The following is a 25085-nucleotide window of genomic DNA, read 5'->3' on the forward strand; positions in this document are numbered from 1 at the left end:
TAATGGGTAGTACATCCCACTGCCACCCGGATATGTCCTCATGCGCTTGCGCCATCTCAACATCGCTACCCGCTCTTACCTGAGTTTCAGCCTGATCGCCGCCCTGGTCGTGGTGCTCGGGCTGTTTTCCATCAACAAGATCTCCAGCATGCGCGAAGCCGTGGTGTACACCGAGCAGGTGACCAATGTCGGCACCCGCTACCTGGGTGAAGTCCGCAGCCACATGCTGGGCCTGCGCATCATCACCCTGCGCATGGCCATTGCCCGCGAGCCCGCACAGCTGACGCCGACCCTGGCGCGCCTGGAGGTGCTCAAGGGCCTGCTCGACAAGGGCGTCGAGGGCTACGGTGCGGTAGTGCCGGCGGCGGGCAAGCCGGCGTTTGCCGAGATGCAGCGGTTGATCGACCAGTACCGTGTGCTGCTCGACCAGTACAAGGGGTTGTCCGAGCAAAACCAGGTACCGCAGATGCAGGCGATGCTCAGCGGCGCCATGCAGGACATTTCCAACCGTATCGGCGAGCTGTACGACAACCTGGTCAAGTTCAGCAGCGACACCGCCGAACAGCACACCGCCCATGCCCGCGCCGAGTACCAGCGTGCCCTGTACCTGACCTTCAGTGTGATCGGCCTGGTGCTGGTGCTGACCATCGGCCTTGCCTGGTTGCTGACCCGCAGCATCGTCAGCCCGCTGCGTGAAGCCATTGGAGTGGCGCAGAACATTGCCGACGGCGATCTATCCCATACCGTAAATGCCACCGGCCGCGACGAGGCGACCCAGTTGATGCATGCCCTGGCAGCCATGCAGGCCAGCCTGAAGGATGCCTTGCGGCTGATCGGGGATTCTTCTCATCAGCTGGCCGCGGCCAGCGAGCAGATGTCGGCAATTACCCAGCAAACCTCCCGCGACCTCAACCGCCAGAACGACGAGATCCAGCAAGCCGCTACCGCCGTCACGCAGATGAGCGTCGCGGTGGAAGAAGTGGCGCGCAACACCGTCAGCACCTCCGAAATCTCGCGTCAGTCCGAAGACGCGGCGCGTCGCGGCCGTCAGCGGGTCGGCGAGGCGATCAGTTCGATCGGCAAGATGAGCCAGGATGTGCATGAGGCGTCGCGGCAGATCGAAGCGCTGTCGGTGCAGTCCCAGGAAGTGGGTAAGGTGCTGGATGTGATCGGTGCAATTGCCGGGCAGACCAACCTGCTGGCGCTCAACGCAGCGATCGAGGCGGCGAGGGCGGGTGAAGCGGGCCGCGGCTTTGCTGTGGTGGCGGATGAAGTCCGCGCGCTGGCGGCGCGTACCCAGAGCTCGACGCTGGAGATCGAGGAAATGATCAATGCCATTCGCAGCGGTACGGCGCGGGTGGTGGAGTCGATGCACAGCAATAGCCAGCAGGTGGGGCATACCCTGCAGGTGGCTGAGTTGGCCGGGCAGGCACTGGATGAGATCACCGATGGTGCGACAACGATTCACGAGCGCAATCTGGTGGTGGCCAGCGCCACTGAAGAACAGGCACAAGTGGCTCGAGAAGTCGATCGTAACCTGTTGAATATTCGGGATCTTGCGGTGCAGACCTCCGAGGGTGCGGGCCAGATCAGCACGGCGAGCCAGGAGTTGGCCAGCTTGTCGATTGGCTTGAACGGGATGATGAAGCGGTTTCGGCTGTGACTACTGCGCAATGATGTCGGCCTGAGTCGAACCATATGCTGACCCTCTGGTCAGGATACTTAACTATCCAGCATCATTGAGGTCAGCATGCACACGTACAACCTGACGTACCTTTTCAAGGGCGAACCGCGTGACCACTCGTTCGAGCTCAAGCAGAGCGGGCTCCCCGTTCACGAAGCAGCGTTGCACTTGATCGTGCTGCATTACGGGGATGGTGAGAATAGCCTCGTGATGCCTGCCGCGCACGCCTCCCCGACGGAGATTCTGCAGCAGGCCAAGGCGCTGGAAATTACCAAGGTCGAAGTACATCCTGGCAAGTAGGCCTTGTGAGCGGGTTACGGGAGAGCAGGGTGGTCAGCCTGCCTTCAACCCGGCCAGCTGCTGCTGTAGCTCGGCCAGCAACCGTCGACCCGCTGCTTCCAACAGGTCACCATACTGGGCGATGGCATTGCATTCCCTGCAGGTGATAATCGACTTTCTGTGGAGCCTGCCCGGCTTTACCAGATCTTGCCCATCGCACTCGAGGCATTTCAGGGTGACACTCATGATCTTCCTCTCCATGGAACACGCGCAGGATCCTTCATCGCGCTTTTGAGTCGGCCGGCAATGATGGCGCGGTACATGGAGTGGTCAAGTGGGTAAAACGTTCATTCCGGGGGCAACTAAAACAGGGCGGGGTCTTCAAAGGTTGTCAGCGAACGCCTTGCACGTCCCCAAGCCCCTACAGAATCGGAGATCGCGAAGTGATTGACCATCTGGACCACCTGGTGCTGACCACTGTCGATGTCGACGCTTGTAAAGACTTCTATATCCGCGTGCTGGGCATGCGCCTGGAGACCTTCGGCCAAGGACGTCTCGCGTTCTGTTACGGCAATCAGAAGATCAATGTTCATGTGCGGGGGCATGAGTTCGAGCCAAAAGCCCATCTGCCTGTTCCTGGAGCATTGGATTTGTGCTTCATCGCCAGTGTCAGCCTCGAAGAGGTTATCGAGCACCTTGAGGGTCAGCATTGGCCAATTATTGAGGGCCCGATTCAGCGAACCGGTGCGACAGGCCCTATCCGTTCCGTGTACGTACGCGACCCGGATCTCAACCTGATCGAGATTTCCGAGCAGTTGTGACTGGACGTGGCAGTGGTTGAGGACGGCCTCACCAAGCAGGATGAGACCAACGCCCGGCAAGGGCTAAAAGAGGTTTGAAAGGATCGCTGGAATAGCCTGGTAGAAAGCCGCCCTGGCGGCCATGGGCATTTTCGGCCCCTTCGCCGCCAGGCGGATGCAGACAGTTTGCGTGGCTTACTTGATCAGCGGTACACCACTGAGCTTTTGCAACTCGTCGAAGTCGATGTCAGCGCAGATCTCTACCACTTTCAGGCCGTCGGACGTCACTTCCAGCACGGCCAGGTCGGTGTAGATGCGGCTGACGCAACCGATGCCGGTCAGCGGATAAGTGCACTCAGGCACGATCTTGCTTTCGCCGGACTTGGTCAGGTGGTCCATCATCACGAACACCTGGCGCGCGCCGGTGGCCAGGTCCATCGCGCCGCCTACGGCCGGGATCGAACCTTCGGCGCCGGTGTGCCAGTTGGCGAGGTCGCCCTTGACCGACACCTGGAAGGCGCCCAGTACGGCGATGTCCAGGTGGCCGCCACGCATCATCGAGAAGGAGTCGGCGTGGTGGAAGAAAGCACCACCGGTGAGCAGGGTCACGTGCTGCTTGCCGGCGTTGATCAGGTCATCGTCTTCCTCGCCCGGCGCGGGGCTCGGGCCCATGCCCAGCAAGCCGTTCTCGCTGTGCAGAAACACTTCCTTGTCACCCAGGAAATTGGCCACCAACGTAGGCGCGCCGATGCCCAGGTTCACGTATGCGCCTTCCTGGATGTCTGCGGCCACGCGCTGGGCCATCTGGGTGCGGGAAAGTTTTGTGGTAATGGTCATGGCAGGCCTCAGACAGCGTTGGCGATCGAAGAAGCAGCAGCGCCGGTAACGGCGACCACGCGCTGCACGAAGATGCCCGGGGTGATGATGTGTTCCGGGTCCAGTTCGCCGAGTTCGACGATCTGGTCGACCTGAGCGATGGCGGTCTTGGCGGCCATGGCCATGATCGGGCCGAAGTTACGCGCGGCCTTGCGGTAGATCAGGTTGCCCCAGCGGTCACCCTTGTACGCCTTGATCAGCGCGAAGTCGGCGTGCAGCGGCATTTCCAGCACGTACTGGCGGCCATCGATCTCACGGGTTTCCTTGCCCTCGGAGAGCAGAGTGCCGTAGCCGGTCGGCGAGAAGAATGCACCGATACCCGAGCCCGCTGCGCGGATGCGTTCGGCCAGGTTGCCTTGCGGCACCACTTCCAGCTCGATTTTGCCGGCCCGGTACAGTTCGTCGAAGACGTAGGAGTCGGACTGGCGCGGGAAGGAGCAGACCACCTTGCGCACGCTGCCTGCCTTGAGCAGGGCGGCCAGGCCAATCTCGCCATTGCCAGCGTTGTTGCTGATGATGGTCAGGTCGCGGGTACCGGTATCGATCAGAGCATCGATCAGCTCGGACGGCATGCCGGCAGTGCCAAAACCACCGACCATGATGGTCGACCCGTCGGTGATGCCTTCCACCGCGCTGGCGATGGACTCATAGGTTTTATTGATCAAAGCGAGCTCCTGGTTGTTCCTGGAGTATGGGTTGTGGGCCTGCCTGGCGCGCCCTTTGACATGGGGGCCAGTCAGCGCTTGGGAAATGTTTGCTGACTGTGCTAAGCGTGCCGCAAGATCGGGCACAAGTAGAGAGGGGGGAAGCGGATGGTGTGCGATTATCGAACTATTGTGCGATCTACGAGCGGTTGTTTGCATCGCGTAGTGGACGGTTTCCTGAGCGCTGGGCTCAGGGCACGCTGGGTGTGGAGGCAGCTGATCTTTCCGCGCTCAGGCGCAGTTCTGCGATATCGCGCTTTGGCGGTGTGCCGAACTGGCGCCCGTACTCGCGGCTGAACTGCGAGGGGCTTTCATAGCCGACCTTGAAGGCCGCGGTGGCGGCATCCAGATGCTCGTTTAGCATCAACCGTTTCGCTTCGTTCAACCTCAGCCACTTCTGGTACTGCAGGGGGCTCATAGCGGTCAGCTGACGAAAATGCTGGTGGAAGGTCGAGAGTCCCATCTGCACCTGGGAAGCCAGCTCGTCCACCCGCAGCGGCGCGGCGTAGTTCAGCTTCATCCAGTCGATGGCCTTGGCGATCCGGTGGCCCTTGCTGCCCACGGAGGCGATGTAGCGCAGGAGGGGGGCCTGGTCACTCAGCAGCAAACGATAGTGGATTTCCCGCTGAATGAGCGGCCAGAGCACAGGTATCGCGTCAGGCTCCTCGAGCAGCTCGATCAGGCGGCTGAAGCTCTCCAGTAACTTCGGGCCTAATTCACCCACTCCAGCGCTGGTGTGAAAGGACTGACCACTCACCGCCAAACGACCATCTTGTGCGATCAATTCCGCCAGTGTGCGCAGGTCGAGCTTGAATACCAGGCCGAGGCAAGGGGCTTGCTCGCTGGCCATCGTCACCGCCGAGTTAGCGGGGATGTTCAGCGAGGTGACTAGAAAGCGGCTCGTGTCGTAGGGGAAGACCTCGCTACCGATGACCATTTCCTTGGCGCCCTGTACCACCAGCACGACACTCGGCTCGACGATACAGGTAATCGGTGGGGCCGGTGCGTTACGTCGGTAGACGCTGAGATCTGCGATGTGTGTCGTGAAATCGCCAGCCGTGGGCGCGTGTGCGCCGATTACCTCGCACAGCGTGGCCATGGGGTTTGTAGGGAGGGGCGGTTGTGTGGTGGCAGGCATGGGAAGCTTCCGATGATCTTGTGGAAAACATTACGGTCGCGTTGCGTCATCTGTCCATGCCCAGCCGGTACGAACTGGAGATTTAGGCAATAAAACTACCCGTTTGCTCTACTGATGAAGCGGTTTGTGCGACGAAGATGGCTATAGGCGAGGTGGCCAGTGTGCTCAGCAGAGCCTGCCCCTCGCACCATTTCCATTTCGAGCAGACAGGAATGAGTGCATGAAGTCTTTGTTCGTAGCGTTTGCCTTGATGGCCTGTTCACTCACTGCAGGAGCCGCCGATATGTCCCATGGAGCCGACAATTTCTATAAGAGTGACCAGGTATCACTCGAACGGGTTTCCTTCAAAAACCAGTTTCAGATGAATACGGTTGGCAACCTGTTCGTTCCTGAAAACCTGAAACCCAATACCCGTTACCCTGCCATCATCGTCGGCCATCCGACGGGGGCGGTTAAGGAACAAAGCGCGAATCTCTATGCCCAGAAGCTGGCAGAGCAGGGCTTCGTCACCCTGGCCATCGATCTATCGTTCTGGGGTGAAAGTGAGGGGCGTCCGCGTAACCTGGTATCGCCGGACATCTATGCCGAAGACTTCAGTGCGGCGGTCGACTATCTCGGCGCTCAGGGTTTCGTTGATCGCAACCGGATCGGCGTGCTGGGCATCTGCGGCAGTGGCAGCTTTGCCATCAGTGCGGCGAAGATTGATCCGCGAATGAAAGCCATTGCCACGGTCAGCATGTACGACATGGGCGCCGCCAATCGCAACGGCCTCAAGCACGCGGTCACGGTCGAGCAACGCAAGAAGGCCATAGCTGAAGCAGCAGCTCAGCGTGATGTCGAGTTTGCCGGCGGTGACACCCTGTACACCAGTGGCACGGTCGACAAGCTGACCGAGCACGCCAATGCCATCGAACGCGAGTTTTACGACTTCTACCGCACGCCCCGGGGGGAGTTCACCCCCAAAGGGTTGTCGCCGCTTCTGACGACGCATCCCACGCTGACCAGTAATGTCCGTTTCATGAACTTCTACCCGTTCAATGACATCGAGACGATCTCGCCACGCCCAATGCTGTTCATCGCGGGAGAAGACGCACACTCCCGTGAGTTCAGTGAAGAGGCGTATCGCCTTGCCGGCGAACCCAAGGAACTGGTGATCGTACCGGACGCTGGCCACGTCGATCTCTATGACCGCGTCGCATTGATTCCCTTCGGCAAGCTGACGTCTTTCTTTCGCGAACACCTCAAGTAACTGACGCCATCGCCAGGCCCAGCCTCTGCCCTGGGCCTGGGCACCTGCGTCTTTGAAATTGTTAAACCGAGATCCGTTATGAGCAGCCCTGCAATACACCTTCAACATACAAGCCGTCAGGTCTGGAGCGCTGTCCTGGCGATGTCGCTCTGTGCCTTCGCCCTGGTGGCTTCGGAGTTCCTGCCAGTGAGCTTGCTCACTCCGATAGCGTCCGATTTGTCACTGACCGAAGGCCAGGCTGGGCAGGCCATTTCCATCTCGGGGTTCTTTGCCGTCGTCACTAGCCTGATGCTGGCGTCCATGACCCAGGGGATCGACCGTAAGCCTGTCCTGTTGGCCACGACCGCCCTGATGCTGATTTCCGGGGGGATGGTGGCATTCGCCCCGAACTACCTGACATTGATGGTGGGGCGCGCCGTACTAGGAATCGCGATCGGTGGGTACTGGTCGATGTCCACAGCGGTGATGATGCGTATCGCACCCGAACGGCTCGTTCCCAAGGCTATTGCCGTAATGCAGGGCGGTACCGCGTTGGCTACGGCAATCGCGGCGCCGGTCGGAAGCTACCTGGGCGGCATGATTGGCTGGAGAGGGGCGTTCTTTTGCGTTCTGCCGTTGGCCGCCTTGGCGTTGATGTGGCAAGCCTTCACGCTGCCAGCGATGCCAAGCGAGCGCAACGCGGCGTCAGCAACCGGATCCCTGCGTTTGCTGGCAGACTCCAGGGTCGCCCTCGGCATGGCGGCAGTTGCATTCCTGTTCATGGGGCAGTTCACACTGTTCACCTATCTGCGGCCCTTCCTGGAAACGGTCACGCATGTGGACGTGCCCACGCTCTCGCTTCTGCTGCTGATAATCGGCGCCGCAGGGCTGGTCGGTACGATGGTAGTTGGCACGCTCGTTGGTCGACACCTGAACCGCGTTCTTCTGGGAGTACCGTTGATCATGACTGCCATCGCTTTTGCCGTGATCACGGTCGGTAGCTGGGTCGTTCCAGTCGCTGTTTTGCTCGGTATCTGGGGGCTGGTCTCGACCTGCGCTCCCGTGGGCTGGTTCACCTGGTTGGCCAAGGCATTGCCGCACCAGGCAGAGGCTGGAGGTGGCTTGATGGTCGCCGTGATTCAGTTGGCCATCACGGCGGGCGCAACTGTGGGCGGAGTGCTGTACGACGGATTCGGCCATCAAGCCACATTCCTGGCCAGCGGTGTGTTTTTGCTGGCGGCAACCGCGCTAAGCGTTGTTACTAATCGAGCGTTGCCTGGTACAAGCCGTATACCCAATGGCACAAGCCAGTGAGACGCCCCCCCGGAAGACGGCATGTGCATGGGGTAAACCCTGCCTGCTGATCAAGCAGGCCGAGAGTGGGCTCCTTGCGTCCTCTTTGACGCAATTTTGTTCTTCCGCCAGCCCCTAAGGTTCATGAGGCACAGCACGACCTGCAGCACGATCAAAGCCCACGCTTGAGCGTGCAAACCCCAGACCGACCACAGCAGGTTGCTGGCGATGAAGCAGCAGAACCCCACTTTACGCCGGCCGGGACGGCGCGAGCCTATACACCAGGCTGCCAATACCGTGACAGCCATGGCAGGCCATTCCAACAAATCGATCCAGTCTTCCATCAGGCACAATCCCAATCGTTTCGCTGCTGTTCACACTCTGCGCAGATACGCGAAACTCAGCCTGCCAACGCTTTGATCAACTGTTCATTGAAGGCGGGGATATCGTCCGGCTGGCGGCTGCTGATCAGGTTGCCATCCACCACTACCTGTTCATCCACCCACGTGCCGCCGGCGTTGCGAATATCATCCTGCAAGGTCTTGTAGCTGGTCATCCGCTTGCCTTTGGCCAACCCGCTCGATACCAGCAGCCAGGAACCGTGGCAGATGACAGCCAGCGGTCTGCCTGCTGCGTCGTGGCTTTTAACCAGCTTTTGCGCGCCGGGAATCAAGCGAATCGTGTCGGAGTTCTGAACGCCGCCGGGCAGCACCAAGGCATCGTAAAGATCGAGATGGGCACCCTCGAAAGTCGCGTCCACGGCGAATTCGTCGGCGGGCTTGTCATGGTTCCAGCCACGGACCGTACCTTCCTTATCCCCCAGGATGTCGACCACCGCACCGCTGTTTTCCAACGCCTCACGAGGGCCGGTCAGTTCCACCTGCTCGAAGCCGTCGGTGACCAGAAAGGCCACGCGCTTACCGTTCAGTTGTGCACTCATCATTCATCTCCTTTACCGATAGACCTTAAATAGGGGCCCGCAATGGCGAGCAAAGTTCCTGCTCGTTGCTCGGTGGTGTGCTTAACGGCGCCTGCGTTGCGAGCGGGTGACGGCCAGCCCGGCGATGACCCCGAGGGCTGCCGCCACGACCCACAACGGCATGTTGCCTTTGCTGGATTTCCAGCCACCGTCCACACTGCGTCGGCCACTCGGTGGCTCGAACAGGTTGCCGGAAGAAATCTCTGCGTTGGGGCTGCGGCTCAAGGCCTTGCGTGTGAGCCACCCTGAAACCAGCGCCAGGCGCGGGACGACGTAGCTTGCCAGGTGGGCAAGGCGAGCGGCAGCGCCCACCGTGGTGTTTGCGCGTGGGGAAATAGCGCTGGCTACCATGGCCTTGGCTACCCGCTCCGGATCGTAGATCGGCCCGGGTGGTGTGAGCGCATGGCCGGTGTAATTGCCGCCATCCCTGAAGCCTGGGGTGTCCATGACCGCTGGATAAATGTCGCAGACGTGGATGTCGGGGAACTCCGTCAGTTCTCCGCGCAGCGCCTCGGTCAGGCCGCGCAGGCCGAACTTGCTGGCCGAATAGGCGGCCGCGTAGGGCTGGGCAACCCAGCTTCCCAGTGAGAGTGTGTTGATGAGGATGCCGCTGCGTTGGGCCTTGAAATAGGGCAGGGCCACGTGGGCGCCGCGCAGGTAACCGATCAGGTCGGTCTGAATGACCTGTTCATGTGCCTCCAGGGGCGTTTGCTCGAAGTTGCCCACCGCGCCAACGCCTGCGTTGTTGACCCAGATATCGATCCGGCCATGGCCAAATTCGGCCGCCTGGGTGGCCAGCGCTTGCACCTGGTCGCTACGGGTGACGTCGGTAATGATTGCCACGGCGTCTGTTCCACAGTCGGTGCATTCGTCCAGCACGTCGAACAACGCCTGCTCATCGCGTGCGGCGAGCACCAGCCGCGCGCCTTTGCAAGCGAAGGCATGCGCGGCAGCCCTGCCTATACCACTCGATGCGCCAGTGATGACCACGACCTTGCCGCGCAACGGGCCCTTTACCGGTGCTGGAGCTTCAGGTTCGTCAGATTGTGAGGCTTGCTCGATGTTGCCAGCCGTAGGTAGGAGGGTATCACTGGCTGATATCTTCGAGAGCTGCAGTGCAGTGCCGTCGACCAGCACCAGCTTCATGCCCTCAATGGTGCCCGCCACCCGCTCCGGGAAGACTGGTTCACCTTGCGCATCCAGACTGTCATAGATGAACTTCGTCCCTTCAAGCCATCCGACTGCCGTGAGCAGCTCGGGGCCAAGGTAATACTTGCCGTCCTGAAAGAAGCCAGGGAACTGATGAGCGCGCTCGACGTTCTCCACGCAGTAGCGTTCGCCTGGTTTCATGCCTGTCGCTTGATCGATCATGGTACAAACCCCTTCGCATGAATGCCTGCAATATGCTGTGTGCCTAAGCAGCTGAATGCTGCAGAGGCAGCAAAGTTCAGAGGAGAGGGCAGGCGGTATCAGCTAACGGTTGCGCACCGTATGCAGTGCTGGAGACCAGACAGCATGGCCGCAGCGTTCACATGCGATCGAATCGTGCGAATCATGGTAGCTAGGGGAGCCACAGCCCACGCAGCAATAGACGCCAGCCTGGGGCGGCGATGTGTATTCCGGCCGATGCTCGAATGGAAGGACTGACAGGCCGGCCCTTGTGTCCTCCGGCCCATAGAAATACACGCTGAGTTCACCGTCGGTTTCCAACAAGCCTAAACGTACCTGGCCCAAGTGCTCGACACCTCGCTGGCGTAGCTCCATGAAGAGCTCATTCGACGAAATGTTCATATTGCGCAGCGAGTGGATTTCGTAAATGCCGTCCTTCACTACTGTAATCGGCAATCCATCGATCCAGGCTTCGCAAGCCTTGCTTCGTTTCATGAGGTAGACGATACCCCGATACAGCAGCAGGAGCGTCAGGAACACCAGTGCCACCGGGAGCAGGGGGACGTCCTCGTAGAAGGTCACATCGCCGGCAGCGGAGCCAAGGGTCAGAATGACGACCAGCTCGAAGCGGGAGAGCTGTTTGATCCCGCGTCGGCCACTGAATTTGAGAAAGAAGAATACGGCCGTAAAAGCCGCCAAGACCCTGAAGGCGACTTCGAGAAGAAAGGCGAGAGGCAGCTCGCCGAGGAGCATCCGTTGAAGGTCGAACGGTACCATTCGAGTTCCTTTCCTGCAGGCTGGTGGGTCAAAGGTTTACGGTAAGGGCATCATCACCCATCCCTACCTGAGACACTTCAATGAGGATCAAGATCCCCACCGGGGTTCCAGCGAAGAACTGTAGAACTTTCGGAAAACTATACAAAGTATTGAGATTGTATAGTTTTTCTGCCGATAGTCAGATTCAGTTCTCAATTCACGGACTTTCGATTGTCTGCCTGAACAGGTTCGCTATTTTAAGTATCTAGTAAGAAGGACAGGCCGAATACCGAGGGAGGCTTTATGAGAACTCGAGGACATGTGTACTGGGACTGGGCAGATCCCAGTCTTCACAATCGCAGCCATGACGAAATTCTTGACGATGGAACTCACATCGACGTGCAAGTCCGGTTATCCCGCACCGGAAACACGCAGATGTTCATAGGCGTCTACGCACCCTCTGGGGCCGCGCTGCACGAAGAAGCTTTCGACTCTCGGCCTGGAGAGTCGATGACCCGGGCATTGGCCTGGGGTGTGGGACGTGCCCGCAAATTTGCTTGCGAACCATCGCTTCTCAAACCTGAGTCAGCTTCGGCGAGTGGACGATGAACTACCCGCTGCCAATCCACGCGCGGGATTTTCGATTCAATTGCTGACGCGCGATTTCATTTTGCAGTCTGACTGTAGTGCTCGCCCTGATACGGACAGAGTTTTGAACGTACCGAATATTCAGGTAGTCCACCGTTACTCAAGAATGGGTAAAGGAGGTGACCATGCCTAAACAAGGCGAGCTTCGAGCAAGAGCTACAGTGCTTTGCTTTCGCAGCGGCAGGCTATTGCTGGTGCGCCGCAAATCGCGCAAATGGAATTTCCCGGGGGGCGGCGTCAAACTGCACGAGCCTCCCCACAATGCGGCCATACGCGAACTCCAGGAGGAAACAGGTATTCGCCGCCGGCGTCTGGTAGCACTGTGCACTGTCCGTGCGGGTCGTATTGTCCATCACATCTTCACATTGCAGATCGATGAACAAGACCACCCTGTGCCGGGAAACGAAATCGTGGCGTGCAAGTGGGTGCCCCGCGACAAGTTGGCACCGTCCCGCCTCAAGCCTTCAGCTGCCGAACTGCTTGCACGCCAGCTTCCGGCCTTGATCGCCTGACCCGATTCATGGGCTTGAACGACTGTTCGAATCGTTGGCTGTCGGGCGGGCAGCCGGGGCATGATCGTGCTGGCCGGTCGGGTCGGTGATCTGGATGATATTGCCATGCTGCCAGCCATCGGCTGCGGGATCGGCTGGAGGGATGGGTATGTCGGCGCGTAGGGCCTTGCTTTTGCGCATATCCAGCCGCAATCGTTGATTGCGTTGGCGAACCATGGCGGGGTCGGACTGCCCATCTGCAGTGAACCCCATCATCAACTGCGGCACCCCAAGGGGCAGCCGCTTGCCCTGATCGGTGTGCCAGGTATGCCACGTCTTGCCATAGGTATGGGCCAAGCGCTTCATCAAGGCATGCTCGGCGCTCGCGGGTATCGCCGGTGCGCTCAACTGGCCGGAGGAGACCTCATAGCCATGGCTGTGCCACATGGGCTTTTCAGCGGCAGGCAGTTTGGCGAACAGGCTGGCGTCAATGATGTATTCGACGCCCATGATCTTGGCAGCCTGGGTATTGCCGTCGTAAATCACGCATTGAATGACGTCTTCGTTGAGAATCGCGCAGTAGTGATGAGCCTCCATTTGGGCGTCTGGCTGACCGTTATAAAAATGAAACCCGTTGAGGTAGGCGTTGAGCGCATCAATCGGGGGCTTGGCCTGAAGCACCGCAGCGCCTGCTTCGAGCAATTGAGTGCCAGTCGTTGCAGGCCTACCAGGTGCCTCTACGGGGGATTTGGTAGTGGCAGCGCTGCAGCCCCATAAACCAAGGCTGCAAGCAACCGGTAACACAGCGTAAAAGGCTCTGAGTGCGCGCATGGAACATTTCCCAGGGGACAGGTGATCAGCCATCAGATTGCTCTTCAGGTGGTACCTGATCATCAGGCCAATCAGGCGCCTCATCGTCCGGGCCAGGCTTGGGAGCTGGCTCCCCCGGGTTCTGAGGGACTTCATCGACATACGGGTCGGGTTGGTTGGAAGCTGCCATGTCGTGGCTCCTGTGCGGTGGGGTTGCCTCTGGTTAGGCAGCGATACCCCAGGCCTGTTCCATTTGATTGACGGCAGATCCAGGGCCAACGACGCGCAGGCCACCGGTTGTCACTTCGCGATGATCCAGTGACCCTGCGATTCGATAGAGGGACACCAACCCTACGATCAGCACCAGCATCAGCAGCCCGGAAAACACACCAGTATCAACTGTCGAACCACATGGCTGCGCGTCGACAGAACCCACGGATTGGCAGTGTTTTTTGCGCCGATCATTTAAGCCTTGGGATATGTTGCTCGAATATTTTGTGTCCAGTTTCTTCAAGCGTTTCGTCAGCAATTGCGAAATTTCTTTCACCGTCTGGCCATGCCTTCATGTCTTTAGTGAACACAGAACGTCCTGTGTTAACGACATGAGGTGAAAGATCATGGCTAACAACCAAGACAACAATCGCAGCAACCAAGGTGGCAACGCCAATACCAATCCTGGCAACTTCGCCAATGACCGTGACAAAGCCGCAGAGGCAGGCCGTAAGGGTGGCCAGCATAGCCATAGCGGCGACAACGAACGCTGATCACCGTTGAACCGACCGGGGTGGCTCTGGCCACCCCGGTACGCTGATGAGGACTATGCCAATGTTCATGCACAACAAGCGACTGCAATATACCGTGCGGGTTGCCGAGCCTAACCCTGGCCTTGCCAATTTGCTGTTGGAACAGTTTGGAGGCCCCCAGGGCGAGCTGGCTGCGGCAATGCGCTACTTTACCCAGGCGGTGACCGAGGACGATCCAGGCCGCAAGGACATGCTGTTCGACATTGCCACGGAAGAGCTGAGCCACTTGGAGATCATTGGTTCGATCGTGGTAATGCTCAACAAGGGTGCCAAGGGACGCCTGGCTGAAGGAACTGAAGCTGAAGGGGAACTGTATCGTTCACTGACCGGCGCCGGTAACGACTCGCACATCACCAGCCTATTGTATGGCGGGGGCGCGGCGCTGGTGAATTCCGGCGGCATTCCCTGGACGGCAGCCTATATCGACACCATCGGCGAACCCACGGCCGACTTGCGGTCCAATATTGCGGCCGAGGCCAGGGCGAAGATCGTCTACGAACGACTGATCAACGTCACTGACGATCCCGGTATCAAGGATGCTTTGGGATTTTTGATGAGCCGAGAAATCGCACACCAGATGTCGTTCGAAAAGGCCCTGCACTCGATTCAACCCAACTTTCCACAAGGCAAGCTGCCGGGTGATACGGCACTCAACCGCACATACTTCAATATGTCTCAAGGGGCAGAGGTGCGGGGGGCTTGGAACGAGGGGCAGGACTGGAACTACGTTGACCAGCCCGAGCCTGCCGTGGATGGCGGCGACGGCATGGCAAGTGTGCAGCTCGACCCAGCCTCGGCTGCAGCCGCCGAAGCCATGAAGGTTAGAACCCTTTCCAATCCAGACGCTCAACCACTGACCGGCGCCGAATTGGGCAAAGTCAACGGCGATCAGCCGGCGTAGCAAAACCTGCAGCGCAACGGCGTTGCGCTGCGGTTGCCATCTCCACCGTGTCCTTCTTCACCCGTTACCTCGGAGAATTGAAGCGATGGCCAAGTACCTTTATTTGATCAGCTATATCCTCGACAACCAGCCTGGCACTTGCGAGTGTCGCAGCGACGAAGAAGACCTGAGCAGGGAGGCCGCCCGTGAGTACCTGCAGGGGCTTCATCGCAACGAAGCGTCTTCGTTCTCTGATGTGCAGGTACAGCGCCTGGAGCATGACCATGAGCCCGGCACGTCGCCGGGCCATTACCAACAGCCTTGAACCGAACCAGCTTCCCGCAGCAGGCCCAGGCATCAGCGCGTGCACCAGCACGCCTGCTGGAGTATCTGCTGCGGCCCGGTCAGTCCTGAGGGATTATCGAAATCTTGCCGTTGCGTTCGACGATGGCAAATTTGATCTTGGCTACAGTTTCTATACCCTGGCTGTCGCGAGCAGACTCAAGTATGTCGTCTTCTGTCAGCCGCGCTTTGCGCATGCGGTGATGAAGAAAGCGTCCTTGTTCGACCACCAGCGTAGCGTGCCCGTCTAGCAGTCGCGCCAGCCGTTTGGAATTGAGCTTGGCCAGCGACAAGCCGACATCTAGCGCGATCAAGGTGGCGATGACCAGCATGGCGTTGGTGAAGGAGAAGTCATCGCCCAGTAAAGCCTGCTGAGTCGCTTCGCCAATTATCAGCAGCAACACGAAGTCAAAAGTGGTCAAGTCCGCCAGTGAACGCCGGCCAGCCACGCGAAACAGCAACATCAGAGCGAGGTACATGCCTGCCGCGCGAAGAATGGAGTCCATGGTCGCTCCTACGGATAAACGAAGGTGGAGAAATGCACCGCGCTTTGCGGGCCGGCGCTGACGATCCCTTCAAGGGGGCCGACGTGTTCGCTGCGCAAGGTGAGGTAGAGCGTGGCCACTCCATCCTTGCTGGTGCCCAACTGCAGCAGCAGCGACTCGCCGTGCGAGAGCGACTTCTGCGGTTGTGGTTGCAGCATTTCGATACTCGCTTGGCGCAGCAAGTCGCCCCCGAGCAGTATCATCACCGGCTGCCCGGCAATCCCGTGAACAGTGATGCGCACGTTTTCAGATGTACCGCTGCGGCTGAGCCGCTGATACGCCACTGCCACTCGCCCATCTGTACTCACGAGTTGGGCATCACTGAGCGGGCCATTGCCGAACAGCCCCGCAAGCGCCATCAGCACGATCAACACCAGCGCATACCAGCCGACCCGTTCGAAGCGCCACACGCGTTGCTGCATAGGCATGTCTTCCTCGACGGGATGACGCCTGGAAACGCGCTCATCGTCGTTCATGGTGGTGCCCTCACGCGCGCTCACCGCGAAGCCAGCGCTGGTGATAATGCGCCAGACGCGTCAACCCGTAGAGCGCCCCCTCACGCATGACATCGGCGCGCTCACCAAAAAACCGTTGGCTGCGGGTGAACACCGCCAATGGCTCACCCGCAAATGCCCAGGCGAAACAAAGGGTGCCAGGCGCGATACCGTCATGAGGTTCCGGCCCGCTGATGCCGGTGGTGGCGATAGCAACGGTCGCGTCGCTGTGCCCGAGCGCGCCCAAGGCCATTTCCCGAGCGACCGCTTCGCTGGTCAATCCGTAGCGCTCGATGGTTTTCGGGCTCACGCCGAGCAGGCGCTGCTTGGCACTGGGTGAGTAGACTACATAGCCGCTTTCCAGCACCTCTCCGGTCCCCGGTAACGTGGCCAGCAGGGCGATCATCGTGCCAGCCGTACAGGACTCGGCGGTAGTCAGCAGCAATTTGTGCGACTTGAGGTATTCAAGCGTTTCGGACAGGGGAGCGGTAGCCATTGCGCAGCTCTCGTTGCTGTTTTTCGGTGGACGTGCTGGATGCGATGTTGGTTCATTGCCGATGGCCTCCGCTTATCCCGACCGCACAACATCGTCTGAACTTTGCCACGCGCGATGACTTCTTTTGAGTAAGGGCCGTGATGTACGCGAAGACGGTGCGGCCTGTTCCCCAAGCAGAGGAGAGGCGATCATGACCGAGCCTGTGACATATTTCTGGATTGCGGTGGCGGCGATCATCCTGCTGGTTGATCTATGGGCGATCGTCAGCGTGTTTCGTAGCGACAAGCCCGATGTGACGAAGGCAATGTGGGCGTTGCTGCTGCTGGCGCTGCCAATTATCGGCCTGGCTATCTGGGGTGTACTTGGGCCGCGGGGCATCAAGCGCGGTACGGGGCCATCGTCACCCGAACACAGCAAGGGATAGCACCAAGCTTTCCAAACTCATCCAGGTACTTCGATTTTTCACGTAACGAAGTGCACTCGCATTTCACTACCCGCTGGGTAAAAACTGCCGAGCGCTTAGAGCTACTCCGGCCATCGTAAGATGCAGGCAGTTCAGCGGAAGAATGGCTTGAGCGAGTGGTAATTTGCGCACAAAAGAAAGCCCGCTGCTAGGCGGGCAAGGTCTATCACACGTAGGGGTAGCTTCAGGCTCGCTCAAGCCCCGTGAAAATTAAGTGAAAGAAAAGTCCCCGCAATGTGATGCCCGATAAACAACGGTTCGGTTCGCAGGGCAGCTGATGGGGGAGGTGATCAAATCACTGAAAACCTCATCCGGCACGCCAAACACCACTGTCACGCTGCTCTTCTTACAGTCAACTGCAGGCAAAGGCCTTTGCCCCGAAAGGTTTTGATCTCGACCGGCGCGTCCAATGTCTTCAGAAGCTTTCTCAGATAACAAATCTGCACGTCGATGATCTTGGTACCAGGATCGAACTGGTACCCCCAGATTTCTCTGTAAATCGTCGGTCTGCTCACGACATGCCCTTGGTTGCGCAAGAGCAATGTCAAAATCCGGCTGGGCGTAGCTTTGACGGGGAAGTGAAGCTGATTGAAGCTCACCACACGGCGGCTGACGTCCACCGTCAGCATCTTAGCTGGCGCCGTAAAGATTGGCAGACCATCGGCAAATCACGCTTCTTGCCCGAACAGCAGGGGAACATTACATGACGCACTCAGCCGCTGCATGTAACCGAGCACCTGTGCCGGAAATGCTATCTGTTGGACGATGGACAGCGATCGCAACACAGGCCAGAGGGTAATGTCGTTGATTCCGAGTTTCGCTCTATCTGCTACCAATGGCGCCAGGGCATCAAGCAGGGGTTGCATTTCAGCGGCCAGTTTCGGCGTTTGCTCCCGTAGCACCTCCAAGTCACCGAAGGCTTGCTCTTCCCGCCGGCGGTATGCCTCTCTCGCGGTTGGCGTGGCGATCTCCGCAAACTGCCCGTTTACGAACCGCGGAATAAAAAGTTTGAGCGCTGTCGGCCAAGCTTCCTTGACCCATGCGTCGAGTGCGCGATCTTGGGGTGCCTCCAGGGCGGGAGGGCCGATGCCGTCGAGATACCGAACAATGTCCAGGCTCTCGCCGATGTGACTGCCATCCTCCTTCTGCAGGATCGGCACGGCTTTCTTGCCGATCAGGCGGGTAGGTGTCTCAGCATCACCCTCCATGATGACTTCAAGCCTTACCGGAAGACGCTTGAGCCCAACGATCATGCGGGCGCGCGTACAGAAGGGGCAGTGTTCGTAGATATAAAGTTTCATCACGTCGATCCTCGCTCCTAGAGCCAATACCGAGGCGGGCACTCAGAACTGCACTGAGCGCGTCAGGCCGCCATCGACCAGAAGGTTGGTACCGGTTGTGAAACTTGCCGCGGGACTGGCCAGGAACACCACCGCTTTAGCGACCTCTTCCGGAGTAGCCATACGCCCCATCGGGTTTTCGGCCAGGCATTTGGCGAAGGTATCGGGTTGTTCTCGTTCGATATCTCCCCACACGCCTTCCGGGAAATACACATTGCCTGGAGAAACGGAGTTAACGCGGATGCCCTCATGGGCATGGCGCACCGAGAGGGTCTTGCCGTAGTGAAGCAAGGCTGCCTTCAGAACGCCATAGGGTTCAGCGAACATATCGACCTCGCGGCCCGAGACGCTCGAGATGAGCACGACCGCTGCCGCTTGTGATTGACGAAGAGCGGGCAGGGCGGCTTTGACCATCGTTGCACTGCCCAACAGGTCGGTGTCGAAGGCTCGCCGCCAGGTCTCCAGGTCATCACCCCCAGCCAAAGCACTGACGTTGGGCACGACGATATCCAGCCCGCCCATATGCTGCGCTGCTTCATTGACCCAGGCCCGAACATGCTCGGGCTGGGTAACATCCACCGCAGTGCCCCAAGCGCGCTCGCCAAACTCGAGCTGCGCGCTCTGAACGCCTGTTTGCCCCCGAGCACAGAATGCCACTTGGGCGCCTTCCTCGAGAAACAACTTCACGATAGCTCGGCCAATGCCTCGGGAGGCGCCGCTGACCAGCACCCGCTTACCCTGCAAGCCTAAATCCATGTTCAATCTCCTTTAACGATTTTGGCGAAGCGGGGCCTGAACAGGCCCCGCCTTGGCGATTACTTGCGCAGCTTGTATGCGATGATTTCGTCGCTGGTTCCGGTTTCCATGAAGGCATGCCCGGAAGCAGAGACAAGGACATACTGCTCACCGTCGACTTCATAGGAAATCGGGTTTGCCTGGGCACCCACCGTCAGCACATCCTCCCACAGCACCTCACCGGTCGTAGTATCAATGGCACGGAACAGGTTATCGGTTGCCGCCCCGACGAACGTCAATCCACCCGCAGTCACCACAGTTCCGCCGTTGTTCGGCAAGCCGATGTTCAGCGGCAAATGCGATGGGATGCCGAATGGCCCGTTGCGGCGCGCGGTACCCAGCGGCTCGTCCCAAACGGTCTTGCCTGTGTCGAGGCTGATTGCGCGGATTCCACCATAGGGCGGTGCCGAGCATGGGACGCCGGTACCCCAGTTGCGCCAACCCGCATTCACGCTGATCGCGTATGGGGCGTTGACTTGCGGGTAGGTCGAGGCACCGCCTTCGCCTTTGCCTGACTTGCTGCCTGCTTTGTTCAAGGCGGTTTCATCGGGCTTCGGCGCGTAGATGGGTTTGAGCCCCATCTTGTCGGCCTGCTCGCGCGGTATCAGCTGGTTCAGGTTAGGAATGTCGTTGTAGTTGGCAATCAGCAGTCGGCGTACCGGGTCAATGGCTACCGACCCCCAATCCGACCCCCCGTTGTAGCCGGGGTACTGAATCCAGGGACGATCCACTGACGGTGGGGTCAGGTAGCCCTCGTAGTTGGCCTGACGGAACTGGATACGGCACATCAGTTGGTCAAGCGGCGAGAAGCCCCACATGTCCGCTTCTGTTTTCGGTGCCTTGCGCAGGGTGTGCCATTCGGAGGTAGGCTGGGTATCAGCCAAAAACGCCGGCTCCACCGATCCCCCTTTAGGCGCCTTGACCTCACCGATCGGAATCAGCGGCTCGCCGGTGGCACGATCCAGGATGTAGATGTCACCTTGCTTGGTCGGCAGCAACACTGCGGGTACCGGCTTACCGTCTTTGCCCGGGTAATCAAGCATCGTCGGCTGGCTGCCCAGATCGTAATCCCACACATCGTGCCGGATGGTCTGGAAGTGCCAGACGTCCTTGCCGGTCTTCACGTCCACGGCCACCAGCGAGGTCGAATATTTGTTCTCGGCCTCACTGCGGTTGGAGCCGTAATAATCGATCGAGGAGTTGCTGATCGGCAGATAGACATAACCGAGCTGCTCATCGCCCACCGCCGCCGTCCACATGTTCGGCGTGCCGCGGGTGTACGTGCTGCCTTCGGCAGGGCCATGGACATTGTCCGGGTTACCCAGGTCCCACGCCCAAGCCATTTTGCCGGTGACCGCATCGTAGCCACGAATCACGCCCGATGGAGCATCCTCATCCTGACCATCACGGATCTGCGCGCCGGTGACCACAACACCGTTCACGATGGTCGGCGGCGCGGTCACCGCGTACCAGCCAGGAACCTTTTTGCCCAAACCTTCCCAGAGATCGACAGTGCCGTTCTGGCCAAAGTCCTTGCAGGGCTCACCGGTGCCGAGGTCGACTGCTACCAGCCGGGCATCCAGGGTGGCCTCAACCACTCGGCTGCGGCACTGAGCCGTTTCGGGTAGCTGCGGTGCGGTATACACCGCCACGCCCCGGCAGGCTGCCGCGTGAGGAATGGCCTGATCCGGTACGCCCGGATCGTGACGCCAATTCTCTTTACCGGTTGCCGCATTGATCGAAATCAGGATGTTTTTGGCAGAGCACATCAGCAGATCGTTGCCGACCTTAACTGGCGTAGTTTCAGGAGAATAACGGCTCCCAGGGTTCGGTAGATCCCGGGTGTGGTACACGAACGCACGCTCCAGGCGACCGACGTTCTCTGGAGTGATCTGCTTGAGGGGGCTGAAGCGCTGGGCGTTATGATCGCCCCCGTAGAATGGCCAGTCGCTTCCGACCTGGGGAATTTCCTGAGCCTTCGCGAACTGCATCTGGAGCGCGCAAGAAATCGCGAGGGCGAGGGCGCCCCCGTATTTGACGGATGTGAACATTACTAACCTCGTTACGCAGCAGTGCGGGTAGTGCGGCGTAGCGCCGGAGATACGATCAGGATCAAAAACAGGATGACGGTCATGGCCACCAGGCGTGGCACCAGGCCCCACCAGTTGAGGCCGACTTCCCAAAGCGCCCAGATCACCGTCAATACCCATATGAGAGCAAACAGGTAAAGGGCGCTGCGGCGTTGACGCCATATAAGCATGGCGCTCAGTACACAACCTGCACCTGTCAGGCCGTAATACCAGCTGCCACCTAGCGCGATCAGCCAGACCCCACCCCCGAACAGAGCCAGGCCAAATACTCCAAGGGTCAACGCCAGCAGAGCAATTGCCAGGCGCCATTTACTGCCGGTACGTAAGTCAGGCTGCGCCTGGAGCTTGCTGGGGGACACGCTACTACGTTGATTCATGACGCTACTGCTTCCTTCATTTACAAGTAATTCAAGCCATGGCCTGTCGACCAGGCGTGGCTATCCCGATCGGGCGACGGGTACAGAACATCGACAGGACGGCGCCAACAACCAACAGCGCGCCTACCACTACGAAAGCCAGGGCAAAGCTCCCCGAACCCGCCACCACGTAGCCGGTCACGATCGGAGCCAGCAGGCCAAAGAGATTGCCGACGGCAGTGATGAAGCCCGCGGCGGTGCCAACATCGTCTTCCGAGCGCACCAGATCGTTCACCAGTGAGAGGTTCAACGAGATCGCCGATGCGCACGTCGCCAATGACAGCGTGATCACAAAAAGAATTGCCCAGGTGCTGTCGATCGCCGGTACCAGGAAGATCACCGAGGATGCGAGCAACACGCTGGCCACTACCAGGCGGCGTTGGCCCGTCTCGGCAGCGCCGGGGCGCATGGCCTTGTCACTCAGGCGGCCAATGACGATGGCAAGGATGGCCGCGCCCAGGTATGGGATGGCGGTATAAAGGCCACTCGACATAACCGTCAGGCCTTTCTCGGCCTGCAGGTAGCTCGGCAGCCAGGTGAGAAAGAAGTAGGTCGCGTAGACGGCACAGCCGTGCGAGAGCGCGATTGCCCACATGCTGCTCGAACGGGCTAAGCCCTTGAGACCCAGCGATACCGATTTTTCCGGACCATCAGCGGATCGCGTGCCACCCTCGGCGATTTCAGCGCGCTCGACATCGTCCAACCAAGGCGCTTTTGACGGGTGGCTGTACCATTTCAACCAAGCCGCCAACCAGATGAAGCCCAATGCACCGGCAACGACGAAGGCGATGCGCCATCCGAAGGCACTGATCAACCAGCCAAAACCGATGGCGCCGATGGCAGGGCCGACCAGGCTACCGCTATGGAATACAGCGGTGGCCAAACCACGTTCATTGAGCGGCATCCATTCACGAATGACCCGGGCGCCAGCGGGGTAGGTAGTCGCTTCGCCCATACCCATGATGAGCCGGCAACTGAGTAACGAGATGAAACCCGTCGACAATGCCATGCAGGCTGTGGCCACCGACCAGACGCCGATGCCGTAGCCATTGACCTTTTTCGGGCCGAACCTGCCCACGAGATACCCCATGGGAATGAGTGCAAGAAAGTACAGCCAGACGAAGGACGAGAACAGATAGCCCATCGCGACCGGCGAGATATCGAATTCTTCCTTGAGAACTTTGGACGCCACCGAGAGCGAAACGCGGTCGACATAGTTGATCAATGTCAAAGTGAAGAGAAACGCGTAGATCCATACGCGTTTTTTCTTAAGAAAATGGTTGTCTTTTTGCATCGCCATCACCTTGTAGTTATTGGGACGATCCAGGGAAGAAAAGAGTGGTTTCCAGCTCGAAGGGCCACTCACTTCACTCGGGCAGCGTCTATCGCGAAGTGAGCGGGGGTCGCACTACACGAGCGTGCCGTCAGGCCAGCCAACGCTTAATGTTTGCAACCATGACGTCTTTGGAGATGCCGTAGCGGTCATGCAGCGTCGGCAACGCCCCGGCATCGAGGAACTGATCTGGCAGCGCCACATGGCGAACTTCCGGTTGCACACGGGCTTGCAGCAAGGTCATGGCGATGGCTTCACCCAGGCCGCCAATCTGCGTGTGGTTTTCCGCGATCACCACCAACCTGCCTTCACGACGGCATTGTTCAATGATGGCCTGGACATCGAGTGGCTTGATTGTCGGCACGTGCAGGACAGCTGTGCCGATCTTGCTCTTGACCAGTTCATCAGCGACTTCCAGGGCACGCATGGTCATAAGGCCCGAGGAAATGATCAGCACATCATTGCCGTCTCGTAGCAAACGGGCTTTGCCGAGCTCAAATTTGTAGTCGTATTCGTCGAGTATCAGCGGTACGCGCCCGCGGGGGAGGCGCATGTAGACAGGGCCATCGTGCTCGGCTATTGCGGCAACGCACTGTTCAGTTTCCAGCGCATCACATGGGTCAATAACCATCATCTGAGGAATGGCTCGCATCATCGCCAGGTCTTCCGTGGCCTGGTGACTTGGGCCATAACCAGTCGTGAGCCCCGGCAGGGCCGCGCAGATCTTCACGTTCAGATTTTCTTCTGCGATCACCTGGTGGATGAAGTCATAGGCGCGACGGGTGGCAAACACCGCATAAGTGGTGGCGAAAGGTACAAAGCCCTCCTTGGCCATACCGCCCGCAGCAGCCATGAGCAGCTGTTCAGCCATACCCATCTGCAGGAAGCGCTCCGGGTAGCGCTGTGCAAAGATATGCATGTCAGTGTATTTGGCAAGATCTGCTGTCATGCCCACGACGCGTGGATTCTTCTGGCCTGCCTTCACCAAAGCATGGCCGAACGGGGCAGGGGTAGTACGCTGCCCTTCAGTGGCGATGGAGGCGATCATGGACGAGGTGGTGAGTTTCGGTTTTGCAGCGCAAGCGTTGGTCATTGTGGGCTCCGGGTCGCGTAGATCTCGTCGAGGTTGGCAAGTGCTTGCTGCCACTCTTCGGGCTCGACCCGGATGAAGTGGTTCTTGTCACGCTGCTCCAGGAAGGGCACGCCCTTACCCATCAGGGTGTCGAAGAGAATCACCCGAGGTTTATCACCGGGTACCGCCCGTGCGATATCGAAGGCAGAGATCACGGCCCGCAAGTCATTACCGTCGACACGTTGCACGTGCCAACCGAACGCCGCCCATTTGTCGATAAGCGGCTCGAACTGGAGGATGTCGTGGGACGGGCCGTCCGCTTGCTGGCGGTTGATGTCCACCAGGTTGATGAGGTTACCCAGCTTGTGATGCGAGGCCGACATGGCTGCCTCCCATACCGCACCCTCGTCCAGTTCGCCATCGGACATCGAGTTGTAGACGAACGCAGCGTTGCCCTTTAAGCGCAGGCCCAGCGCCTGGCCGACGGCAATGGCCAACCCCTGGCCGAGGGAGCCGCCAGAAATTTCCATGCCGGGTGTGTAGGTGGCCATGCCGGACATTGGCAAGCGGCTGTCGTCGCAGCCATAGGTTTCCAGCTCATCTTCCGGCAGAACCCCGGCTTCCAGCAGGGCGGCATACAGCGCGATCGCGTAGTGCCCATGGGAAAGCAGGAAACGGTCACGGCCTTCCCATTCAGGTTGATCTGCGCGGATGTTCATGGCGTGGCAGTAGGCGACAGCCAGTACGTCGGCCCAGCCCAGCGCCTGGCCGACATAACCTTGGCCCTGTACTTCACCCATGCGCAGGGCGAAGCGTCGGATTCGCCAGGCATGGGTCGACATCCGGGCAAAGTGCTCATTGCGACTCTCGGTCATATTATTCTCCATTGGTGACCAGCGATCCGGGGTTACTGACGCAGCGAATTCATCAGTAACCAGCCG

Annotated in this window: 33 protein-coding genes; 11 read left to right on the forward strand and 22 right to left on the reverse strand. The window is 59.3% G+C overall.

Annotation, left to right across the window (positions count from 1 at the left end):
• Positions 1–40: 40 nt before the first annotated feature.
• Both EGJ09_RS02415 and EGJ09_RS02420 read left to right on the forward strand, forming a co-directional pair.
• Positions 41–1663: a methyl-accepting chemotaxis protein gene (locus tag EGJ09_RS02415; RefSeq protein ID WP_046786323.1), complete on the forward strand. Its 1623-nt coding sequence runs from the start codon at positions 41–43 to the stop codon at positions 1661–1663.
• An 87-nt stretch (positions 1664–1750) separates the two neighbouring features.
• A complete protein-coding gene (locus tag EGJ09_RS02420; RefSeq protein ID WP_125923128.1) occupies positions 1751–1984 on the forward strand; it encodes a hypothetical protein in 234 nt (77 codons plus the stop codon).
• Positions 1985–2017: 33 nt separating this feature from the next.
• On the opposite strand, the gene EGJ09_RS02425 is transcribed toward EGJ09_RS02420, so the two are convergent.
• Complete coding sequence (locus EGJ09_RS02425) at positions 2018–2209, reverse strand: hypothetical protein (protein WP_196996291.1); 192 nt, start codon at positions 2207–2209, stop codon at positions 2018–2020.
• A 197-nt stretch (positions 2210–2406) separates the two neighbouring features.
• Here EGJ09_RS02425 and EGJ09_RS02430 point away from each other — a divergent pair, with 197 nt between their 5' ends.
• On the forward strand, positions 2407–2784 hold the full coding sequence (locus tag EGJ09_RS02430; RefSeq protein ID WP_119689016.1) for a VOC family protein: 378 nt from the start codon (positions 2407–2409) through the stop codon (positions 2782–2784).
• Between the two features lie 174 nt (positions 2785–2958).
• On the opposite strand, the gene EGJ09_RS02435 is transcribed toward EGJ09_RS02430, so the two are convergent.
• The 3 genes from EGJ09_RS02435 to EGJ09_RS02445 all read right to left on the reverse strand — a co-directional run bounded on the left by EGJ09_RS02435 (position 2959) and on the right by EGJ09_RS02445 (position 5481).
• Complete coding sequence (locus tag EGJ09_RS02435) at positions 2959–3600, reverse strand: 3-oxoacid CoA-transferase subunit B (protein WP_012314450.1); 642 nt, start codon at positions 3598–3600, stop codon at positions 2959–2961.
• 8 nt (positions 3601–3608) lie between these two features.
• Complete coding sequence (locus EGJ09_RS02440; RefSeq protein ID WP_039601534.1) at positions 3609–4304, reverse strand: 3-oxoacid CoA-transferase subunit A; 696 nt, start codon at positions 4302–4304, stop codon at positions 3609–3611.
• Between the two features lie 229 nt (positions 4305–4533).
• Positions 4534–5481, reverse strand: a complete 948-nt coding sequence (locus EGJ09_RS02445; protein WP_125923130.1) for an AraC family transcriptional regulator — start codon at positions 5479–5481, stop codon at positions 4534–4536.
• 220 nt (positions 5482–5701) lie between these two features.
• Between EGJ09_RS02445 and EGJ09_RS02450 the strand changes: the two genes are divergently transcribed.
• Both EGJ09_RS02450 and EGJ09_RS02455 read left to right on the forward strand, forming a co-directional pair.
• Positions 5702–6730, forward strand: a complete 1029-nt coding sequence (locus EGJ09_RS02450) for an alpha/beta hydrolase (RefSeq protein ID WP_125923131.1) — start codon at positions 5702–5704, stop codon at positions 6728–6730.
• A 78-nt stretch (positions 6731–6808) separates the two neighbouring features.
• Positions 6809–8023 carry an MFS transporter gene (locus tag EGJ09_RS02455; protein WP_125923132.1) on the forward strand — a complete coding sequence of 405 codons (1215 nt, stop codon included), beginning with the start codon at positions 6809–6811 and terminating at the stop codon, positions 8021–8023.
• Between the two features lie 50 nt (positions 8024–8073).
• Here EGJ09_RS02455 and EGJ09_RS02460 read toward each other — a convergent pair whose 3' ends face one another.
• The 4 genes from EGJ09_RS02460 to EGJ09_RS02475 form a co-directional block, all read right to left on the reverse strand.
• A complete protein-coding gene (locus EGJ09_RS02460; RefSeq protein WP_046786318.1) occupies positions 8074–8346 on the reverse strand; it encodes a hypothetical protein in 273 nt (90 codons plus the stop codon).
• A 56-nt stretch (positions 8347–8402) separates the two neighbouring features.
• Positions 8403–8942, reverse strand: a complete 540-nt coding sequence (locus EGJ09_RS02465; RefSeq protein WP_125923133.1) for a type 1 glutamine amidotransferase domain-containing protein — start codon at positions 8940–8942, stop codon at positions 8403–8405.
• 81 nt (positions 8943–9023) lie between these two features.
• A complete protein-coding gene (locus tag EGJ09_RS02470) occupies positions 9024–10352 on the reverse strand; it encodes an SDR family oxidoreductase (RefSeq protein WP_125923134.1) in 1329 nt (442 codons plus the stop codon).
• A gap of 102 nt (positions 10353–10454) precedes the next feature.
• A complete protein-coding gene (locus tag EGJ09_RS02475) occupies positions 10455–11147 on the reverse strand; it encodes a DUF421 domain-containing protein (protein WP_125923135.1) in 693 nt (230 codons plus the stop codon).
• A gap of 282 nt (positions 11148–11429) precedes the next feature.
• Here EGJ09_RS02475 and EGJ09_RS26695 point away from each other — a divergent pair, with 282 nt between their 5' ends.
• Complete coding sequence (locus EGJ09_RS26695; RefSeq protein WP_080952115.1) at positions 11430–11735, forward strand: hypothetical protein; 306 nt, start codon at positions 11430–11432, stop codon at positions 11733–11735.
• Positions 11736–11899: 164 nt separating this feature from the next.
• A complete protein-coding gene (locus tag EGJ09_RS02485; protein ID WP_125923136.1) occupies positions 11900–12286 on the forward strand; it encodes an NUDIX domain-containing protein in 387 nt (128 codons plus the stop codon).
• A 6-nt stretch (positions 12287–12292) separates the two neighbouring features.
• Here the strand turns inward: EGJ09_RS02485 and EGJ09_RS02490 are convergent, their stop codons facing one another.
• From EGJ09_RS02490 to EGJ09_RS02495, 3 genes are all read right to left on the reverse strand, one after another.
• Entirely contained in the window at positions 12293–12967 is a 675-nt protein-coding gene (locus EGJ09_RS02490; RefSeq protein WP_305955512.1) for an OBAP family protein, read from the reverse strand.
• 154 nt (positions 12968–13121) lie between these two features.
• Positions 13122–13265: a hypothetical protein gene (locus EGJ09_RS26420; RefSeq protein ID WP_158621126.1), complete on the reverse strand. Its 144-nt coding sequence runs from the start codon at positions 13263–13265 to the stop codon at positions 13122–13124.
• 33 nt (positions 13266–13298) lie between these two features.
• Positions 13299–13622, reverse strand: coding sequence for a hypothetical protein (locus EGJ09_RS02495; RefSeq protein ID WP_125923137.1), 324 nt, complete (start codon positions 13620–13622; stop codon positions 13299–13301).
• Between the two features lie 70 nt (positions 13623–13692).
• Here EGJ09_RS02495 and EGJ09_RS02500 point away from each other — a divergent pair, with 70 nt between their 5' ends.
• The 3 genes from EGJ09_RS02500 (at position 13693) to EGJ09_RS02510 (ending at position 15083) form a co-directional block, all read left to right on the forward strand.
• On the forward strand, positions 13693–13839 hold the full coding sequence (locus tag EGJ09_RS02500) for a KGG domain-containing protein (RefSeq protein WP_125923138.1): 147 nt from the start codon (positions 13693–13695) through the stop codon (positions 13837–13839).
• Between the two features lie 61 nt (positions 13840–13900).
• Entirely contained in the window at positions 13901–14779 is an 879-nt protein-coding gene (locus EGJ09_RS02505) for a manganese catalase family protein (protein WP_125923139.1), read from the forward strand.
• A gap of 85 nt (positions 14780–14864) precedes the next feature.
• Positions 14865–15083, forward strand: a complete 219-nt coding sequence (locus tag EGJ09_RS02510) for a hypothetical protein (protein ID WP_046786312.1) — start codon at positions 14865–14867, stop codon at positions 15081–15083.
• 79 nt (positions 15084–15162) lie between these two features.
• On the opposite strand, the gene EGJ09_RS02515 is transcribed toward EGJ09_RS02510, so the two are convergent.
• The 3 genes from EGJ09_RS02515 to EGJ09_RS02525 are packed head-to-tail and all read right to left on the reverse strand — an operon-like array spanning position 15163 to position 16635.
• On the reverse strand, positions 15163–15606 hold the full coding sequence (locus EGJ09_RS02515; RefSeq protein ID WP_115274900.1) for a DUF421 domain-containing protein: 444 nt from the start codon (positions 15604–15606) through the stop codon (positions 15163–15165).
• Between the two features lie 8 nt (positions 15607–15614).
• On the reverse strand, positions 15615–16121 hold the full coding sequence (locus EGJ09_RS02520) for a hypothetical protein (protein ID WP_125923140.1): 507 nt from the start codon (positions 16119–16121) through the stop codon (positions 15615–15617).
• Between the two features lie 10 nt (positions 16122–16131).
• Complete coding sequence (locus tag EGJ09_RS02525) at positions 16132–16635, reverse strand: CinA family protein (protein WP_046786311.1); 504 nt, start codon at positions 16633–16635, stop codon at positions 16132–16134.
• Between the two features lie 190 nt (positions 16636–16825).
• Here EGJ09_RS02525 and EGJ09_RS02530 point away from each other — a divergent pair, with 190 nt between their 5' ends.
• Positions 16826–17059 carry a PLDc N-terminal domain-containing protein gene (locus tag EGJ09_RS02530; RefSeq protein ID WP_046786310.1) on the forward strand — a complete coding sequence of 78 codons (234 nt, stop codon included), beginning with the start codon at positions 16826–16828 and terminating at the stop codon, positions 17057–17059.
• Between the two features lie 371 nt (positions 17060–17430).
• Here EGJ09_RS02530 and EGJ09_RS02535 read toward each other — a convergent pair whose 3' ends face one another.
• From EGJ09_RS02535 to EGJ09_RS02570, 8 genes are all read right to left on the reverse strand, one after another.
• A complete protein-coding gene (locus EGJ09_RS02535) occupies positions 17431–17727 on the reverse strand; it encodes a winged helix-turn-helix domain-containing protein (protein WP_125923141.1) in 297 nt (98 codons plus the stop codon).
• A gap of 39 nt (positions 17728–17766) precedes the next feature.
• Positions 17767–18399: a glutaredoxin 2 gene (gene grxB / locus EGJ09_RS02540; protein ID WP_125923142.1), complete on the reverse strand. Its 633-nt coding sequence runs from the start codon at positions 18397–18399 to the stop codon at positions 17767–17769.
• Between the two features lie 42 nt (positions 18400–18441).
• Positions 18442–19194, reverse strand: coding sequence for an SDR family NAD(P)-dependent oxidoreductase (locus EGJ09_RS02545; RefSeq protein ID WP_125923143.1), 753 nt, complete (start codon positions 19192–19194; stop codon positions 18442–18444).
• Between the two features lie 59 nt (positions 19195–19253).
• Complete coding sequence (locus EGJ09_RS02550) at positions 19254–21284, reverse strand: pyrroloquinoline quinone-dependent dehydrogenase (RefSeq protein ID WP_119689029.1); 2031 nt, start codon at positions 21282–21284, stop codon at positions 19254–19256.
• A gap of 11 nt (positions 21285–21295) precedes the next feature.
• Complete coding sequence (locus tag EGJ09_RS02555; RefSeq protein WP_125923144.1) at positions 21296–21700, reverse strand: glucose dehydrogenase; 405 nt, start codon at positions 21698–21700, stop codon at positions 21296–21298.
• Between the two features lie 31 nt (positions 21701–21731).
• A complete protein-coding gene (locus EGJ09_RS02560) occupies positions 21732–23033 on the reverse strand; it encodes an MFS transporter (protein ID WP_125923145.1) in 1302 nt (433 codons plus the stop codon).
• Between the two features lie 130 nt (positions 23034–23163).
• On the reverse strand, positions 23164–24165 hold the full coding sequence (locus tag EGJ09_RS02565; protein ID WP_125923146.1) for a transketolase family protein: 1002 nt from the start codon (positions 24163–24165) through the stop codon (positions 23164–23166).
• A complete protein-coding gene (locus EGJ09_RS02570) occupies positions 24162–25019 on the reverse strand; it encodes a transketolase (RefSeq protein ID WP_046786304.1) in 858 nt (285 codons plus the stop codon). The genes EGJ09_RS02565 and EGJ09_RS02570 overlap by 4 nt, the downstream gene beginning before the upstream one ends.
• Positions 25020–25085: the final 66 nt, after the last annotated feature.

Origin of the sequence: Pseudomonas sp. p106, assembly GCF_003936645.1 — a bacterium.
GTDB classification, from domain to species: Bacteria; Pseudomonadota; Gammaproteobacteria; order Pseudomonadales; family Pseudomonadaceae; genus Aquipseudomonas; species Aquipseudomonas putida_E.

Coding starts and splice junctions, on each gene's coding strand:
- EGJ09_RS02415 (WP_046786323.1), top strand. CDS start 41: ATGCGCTTGCGCCATCTCAACATCGCTACCCGCTCTTACCTGAGTTTC.
- EGJ09_RS02420 (WP_125923128.1), top strand. CDS start 1,751: ATGCACACGTACAACCTGACGTACCTTTTCAAGGGCGAACCGCGTGAC.
- EGJ09_RS02425 (WP_196996291.1), bottom strand. CDS start 2,209: ATGAGTGTCACCCTGAAATGCCTCGAGTGCGATGGGCAAGATCTGGTA.
- EGJ09_RS02435 (WP_012314450.1), bottom strand. CDS start 3,600: ATGACCATTACCACAAAACTTTCCCGCACCCAGATGGCCCAGCGCGTG.
- EGJ09_RS02445 (WP_125923130.1), bottom strand. CDS start 5,481: ATGCCTGCCACCACACAACCGCCCCTCCCTACAAACCCCATGGCCACG.
- EGJ09_RS02450 (WP_125923131.1), top strand. CDS start 5,702: ATGAAGTCTTTGTTCGTAGCGTTTGCCTTGATGGCCTGTTCACTCACT.
- EGJ09_RS02455 (WP_125923132.1), top strand. CDS start 6,809: ATGAGCAGCCCTGCAATACACCTTCAACATACAAGCCGTCAGGTCTGG.
- EGJ09_RS02460 (WP_046786318.1), bottom strand. CDS start 8,346: ATGGAAGACTGGATCGATTTGTTGGAATGGCCTGCCATGGCTGTCACG.
- EGJ09_RS02465 (WP_125923133.1), bottom strand. CDS start 8,942: ATGAGTGCACAACTGAACGGTAAGCGCGTGGCCTTTCTGGTCACCGAC.
- EGJ09_RS02470 (WP_125923134.1), bottom strand. CDS start 10,352: ATGATCGATCAAGCGACAGGCATGAAACCAGGCGAACGCTACTGCGTG.
- EGJ09_RS02475 (WP_125923135.1), bottom strand. CDS start 11,147: ATGGTACCGTTCGACCTTCAACGGATGCTCCTCGGCGAGCTGCCTCTC.
- EGJ09_RS26695 (WP_080952115.1), top strand. CDS start 11,430: ATGAGAACTCGAGGACATGTGTACTGGGACTGGGCAGATCCCAGTCTT.
- EGJ09_RS02485 (WP_125923136.1), top strand. CDS start 11,900: ATGCCTAAACAAGGCGAGCTTCGAGCAAGAGCTACAGTGCTTTGCTTT.
- EGJ09_RS26420 (WP_158621126.1), bottom strand. CDS start 13,265: ATGGCAGCTTCCAACCAACCCGACCCGTATGTCGATGAAGTCCCTCAG.
- EGJ09_RS02500 (WP_125923138.1), top strand. CDS start 13,693: ATGGCTAACAACCAAGACAACAATCGCAGCAACCAAGGTGGCAACGCC.
- EGJ09_RS02505 (WP_125923139.1), top strand. CDS start 13,901: ATGTTCATGCACAACAAGCGACTGCAATATACCGTGCGGGTTGCCGAG.
- EGJ09_RS02510 (WP_046786312.1), top strand. CDS start 14,865: ATGGCCAAGTACCTTTATTTGATCAGCTATATCCTCGACAACCAGCCT.
- EGJ09_RS02515 (WP_115274900.1), bottom strand. CDS start 15,606: ATGGACTCCATTCTTCGCGCGGCAGGCATGTACCTCGCTCTGATGTTG.
- EGJ09_RS02520 (WP_125923140.1), bottom strand. CDS start 16,121: ATGAACGACGATGAGCGCGTTTCCAGGCGTCATCCCGTCGAGGAAGAC.
- EGJ09_RS02525 (WP_046786311.1), bottom strand. CDS start 16,635: ATGGCTACCGCTCCCCTGTCCGAAACGCTTGAATACCTCAAGTCGCAC.
- EGJ09_RS02530 (WP_046786310.1), top strand. CDS start 16,826: ATGACCGAGCCTGTGACATATTTCTGGATTGCGGTGGCGGCGATCATC.
- EGJ09_RS02535 (WP_125923141.1), bottom strand. CDS start 17,727: ATGCTGACGGTGGACGTCAGCCGCCGTGTGGTGAGCTTCAATCAGCTT.
- grxB (WP_125923142.1), bottom strand. CDS start 18,399: ATGAAACTTTATATCTACGAACACTGCCCCTTCTGTACGCGCGCCCGC.
- EGJ09_RS02545 (WP_125923143.1), bottom strand. CDS start 19,194: ATGGATTTAGGCTTGCAGGGTAAGCGGGTGCTGGTCAGCGGCGCCTCC.
- EGJ09_RS02550 (WP_119689029.1), bottom strand. CDS start 21,284: ATGTTCACATCCGTCAAATACGGGGGCGCCCTCGCCCTCGCGATTTCT.
- EGJ09_RS02555 (WP_125923144.1), bottom strand. CDS start 21,700: ATGAATCAACGTAGTAGCGTGTCCCCCAGCAAGCTCCAGGCGCAGCCT.
- EGJ09_RS02560 (WP_125923145.1), bottom strand. CDS start 23,033: ATGCAAAAAGACAACCATTTTCTTAAGAAAAAACGCGTATGGATCTAC.
- EGJ09_RS02565 (WP_125923146.1), bottom strand. CDS start 24,165: ATGACCAACGCTTGCGCTGCAAAACCGAAACTCACCACCTCGTCCATG.
- EGJ09_RS02570 (WP_046786304.1), bottom strand. CDS start 25,019: ATGACCGAGAGTCGCAATGAGCACTTTGCCCGGATGTCGACCCATGCC.